Source organism: Burkholderia sp. SJZ089 (genome assembly GCF_007828315.1).
GTDB lineage: Bacteria > Pseudomonadota > Gammaproteobacteria > Burkholderiales > Burkholderiaceae > Burkholderia > Burkholderia gladioli.
Genome location: NZ_VIUM01000052.1, coordinates 1 through 3451 on the forward strand (window position 1 = coordinate 1; position 3451 = coordinate 3451).

3 protein-coding genes are annotated in these 3451 nt (G+C 58.6%); all 3 read right to left on the reverse strand.

The window, feature by feature from the left end; genetic code table 11:
- Positions 1–87 precede the first annotated feature (87 nt).
- From FB600_RS36910 to FB600_RS37565, 3 genes are read right to left on the reverse strand one after another with little or no spacing between them, the layout of a single operon-like run.
- The gene (locus FB600_RS36910; RefSeq protein WP_145758310.1) at positions 88–1110 is read right to left on the reverse strand and encodes a tyrosine-type recombinase/integrase; all 1023 of its coding nucleotides are present in this window, start codon (positions 1108–1110) and stop codon (positions 88–90) included.
- Between the two features lie 2 nt (positions 1111–1112).
- Positions 1113–2090: a tyrosine-type recombinase/integrase gene (locus FB600_RS36915; RefSeq protein WP_145758309.1), complete on the reverse strand. Its 978-nt coding sequence runs from the start codon at positions 2088–2090 to the stop codon at positions 1113–1115.
- Entirely contained in the window at positions 2087–3310 is a 1224-nt protein-coding gene (locus FB600_RS37565; protein WP_222432932.1) for a tyrosine-type recombinase/integrase, read from the reverse strand. The genes FB600_RS36915 and FB600_RS37565 overlap by 4 nt, the downstream gene beginning before the upstream one ends.
- Positions 3311–3451: the final 141 nt, after the last annotated feature.

A 3451-nucleotide genomic window follows, 5' to 3' on the forward strand; every position in this document is an offset into this window, starting at 1 on the left:
ACTTATGTGGACAACATGCTTATGTGGAGCAGCCTCCGTAGTCGAGCCGCGATGAGCGGCCTGAGCGGTTGCCACTCCACATAAATGTCACAACCTTCTGAGCCATCGAACTAGCTCCGCCCCATGCCATCGCACGCGCCCTGCGGCTGGCACGCCGAGGGAGTCGGGAAACACCTGGGAGAGCGCCTGCCGCTTCAGGTCGAGATCTGCGCGCGCATAGCGCATCGTGGTTGTGACGCTGGCATGCCCGAGGAGCTGACTGATGGTCGCGAACTCGACCCCAGACTTCAGTAGATGAACCGCCGTGGCGTGACGCAGAGCATGAGGATGGATTCGTCGTCCTTGCGTCGCAGATCGATAGTCCGGAAGATACTTGCGTAGGAGATACCGAACCCCGAATCGGGTCAATGCCCCGCCATTGCGATTGCGGAATATGATGGCCGTCGCGAAATCGGGTCCACTCGGTATCTGTGTAGCGATGAGGTCTCGGAGCAATTGCGCTGTTCGCGGCCACAACGGACACATCCGAATCTTCTCGCCTTTGCCGTACAAGCGAACCTGTTCGGGTGGATCAAGCCGCAGATCACAAACACGGAGGTTGAGAACTTCCTGCACTCGCGCCCCCGTGTTGAATAAGAGGGCGAACAGTGCATAGTCCCGCTGGCCGGCTGGTGAGCGGCGGTCGATGTGACTCATCATCGTCCGAATGTCGTCACTCTCCGGATAGTCAATCGGCACTTCCGCCGCGCCCCGCTTGAAAGGGATGTCGAGAATGCGCTGAACCAGGCCGAGTTGTTCGGGATGCCGGGCACCGAGATGTCGCGCGAAGGTATGCAATGCTGCGAGGCGGGCATTGCGTGTTCTTACGCCATTTCCGCGCTCGGCTTCGAGGTGGTCGAGAAAGCGCTCGACTCGTTCGGCAGTAAGGTCTGCGATGCTGAGCGATTCAAGGCGCCGCCCGGCATCGCGCGCTGCGAATTGCATCCACAAAACGATCGCATCCCGATAGCTGCGTAGCGTGTGGATACTCATGCCGCGCTGCATCGGCAAGTATTGCTCGAAGAAAGAAACGACGATACGGCCGAGATCTGGAGGGCTCAATTGCTTCATGATTATTCTCCCAGTACCTGCTGTCCGAACGCTGCGTCAAAGCGAGAGCATGCGAGCGTCGCCACGGCAGGCACGAGTTTGAGATAGTGGACTGTCGACTCGATTGACACATGTCCGAGGTAAAGCGAAAGCTTCGGCAGCAACGCCTGAGGATCGCCTTGGGTGCGATAAGCGTGGATCAAGTTCTGAACGGCAAATGAATGCCGCAGATCATGGATGCGAGGTACGCGCCCTTCGCCGTCGACGACGGCTGCGAGCTTGAATAGCCGCTGGATCAGACTCTGGAAGCCCGGAGCACTGTAGGCGCGGATGACGCCCCGCGATCGATTGCAGAGGAATGGACCTTGATCCGATGAGCCAACCGCGAATGTCGCGCGGCGACACAGATAACGCTGTACTTCAACCTGTGCCGATTCGGAAAGAGGTACCAGCCGAGACTTGTGAAACTTTGATTCGCGGATTTGGAGCAGGCTGCCATTGTCCTCGATATCCTCTACGCATAGCCGCCGAACCTCTCCGGAGCGCAGACCAGCCGTGTAGAGCAGGACTGTCGCTATGCGTGCGACTGCTGGGTGCAGAGGAGAAGTCTTGTGCGGCGCGAGTCGGTCGGCCGCGGCCAGCATCTGGGCGATCTGTCCAGGTTCGACAATTACAGGGCGTACATATGGACGCAAGCAGCTAAACGCATCGGCACTGGGCACAAAGAATTCCAGGTTCGTTCGCCGACGGTAGAGGCAGAACCTCCGCACAATCTGCTCGGCCTTGCGACGGGAGTTCGAGTGGAGTTCCACCCGGGCACGTCGCCATCCCTCGTAGAAGAGATCGTCAAGATCCCGTGCGCTGTTCAGTTCTAGATAACGTCCCAGATTGGATAGAACATGCTCGACACCCCGGTACCGCAGGCCGAGCGCACGATGATAGCGAAGGTAAGCATCGACCTCGTGAGCGAAGGTGGATGGTTGCAGTTGATTGTTGCTCATGCGACATCTCCCGTCGCGAGGCTCGGGACTTGCAGCGCCACCTCGCGTAACAGTTCGGACTGGAGCCGTAGATAGACGCTGGTACTGACCAGGCTCCGGTGCCCCATCAAATCCCCAATCGCCTTCATCCCGACGCCATGTTGAAATAGGCGGTGTGCAAATGCATGACGCAGGGAGTAAGACGAGTATCCAGCGAGCGGCAATCCGCTACGTCGCGCCCGGGTCCGGAACACGAAACTGGCAGAGAACTTGGTCATCTGAGCGAGTGGTGCCGAGCCTCGAATGAAGAGCCACGAAAAGTCGGTTTGCGGACGGGCCAGATCGATATAGTTGCGGAGGACGTTCAGTGTCTGGTCGTGAAGAGGAAGCACCAGCGTGGATTGCGTCTTCGGCTGCCACACAGTAAGTGTGCGGGCACGCCAGTTGATCGAGTCGAGGGTGAGACAGGTCAACTCGCCCGGGCGCAAGCCGTAGTGGGCCATCAAATGCAACATCGCGTGGTCGCGTCGGCCGACCCGATCACGGCAATCAATGGACTGCAGCAGACGCTCAATAAGAGGCCACGGCATCGCTCGCGGTGGAAGATCGCGACGAAAGCCCCTCGCCACATCGATTTGGTCTAACCGTTGCGGAAGCAATCCGCGTCGGTAGCAATCCAACAAGAACGCCCGAATGCAATGAATTGCGGTCATCAACGTGGTTCTGACGAGTCCGTGGCCTCGAAGCTGAATGTAGGACTCCAGACCTGTAATCGGCAGTTCCTCCAGCGATTGGCCGGGTAGCAACGTTTGCCGTAGGAAATCCGAGATCCAGTGGCGATATCCGGCGACGGTAGAAACAGCAAGGCCGCGTCGTCGTGTCAAGCGCTCGCAGAACTCGCATACCAATGTATCAATTGCGTCAACAGACGCGGGCGTTTCGAGGATGCAACCAATGGAACGCAGATAACCAGCGTATGTCGAGTATGTGTGGCAGTACTTCCAGCGTCGACGTGCGAGGCGAAGAAACGCGTGCTGAAGAACGTCGGCATGCAGGACGACACCGGGCTCAGTGTTGATGGCGCGCAGCACCTGTTGAACCCGATAGAGATGTGTTCGACAAGACTTGTTGGGATAGCCGCAGCGCAGGAGCCACGCCGCGAATCGCTCGAGATCCTCGACGTATCGATCCTGTTCATATCGGGCATGCACGCGGACGAAAACTTGGTTGAGGGCAGACATAGAGCCTCCAGTTGGGGGAGATCCCCGGAGACAAGCTACGCCTCTCGGCGCCAGTTATGTGGAGAGCAGCAGCTGAGACCCGCCCCTCGCTGCCGGTCGCCGGCGAAGCTCCACGTAAGTGCGTTATCCACATAAGTGCAG

Bases quoted from the DNA above. Each gene is read 5' to 3' on its own strand.
- FB600_RS36910 (WP_145758310.1), bottom strand. From the start codon at position 1,110: ATGAAGCAATTGAGCCCTCCAGATCTCGGCCGTATCGTCGTTTCTTTC.
- FB600_RS36915 (WP_145758309.1), bottom strand. From the start codon at position 2,090: ATGAGCAACAATCAACTGCAACCATCCACCTTCGCTCACGAGGTCGAT.
- FB600_RS37565 (WP_222432932.1), bottom strand. From the start codon at position 3,310: ATGTCTGCCCTCAACCAAGTTTTCGTCCGCGTGCATGCCCGATATGAA.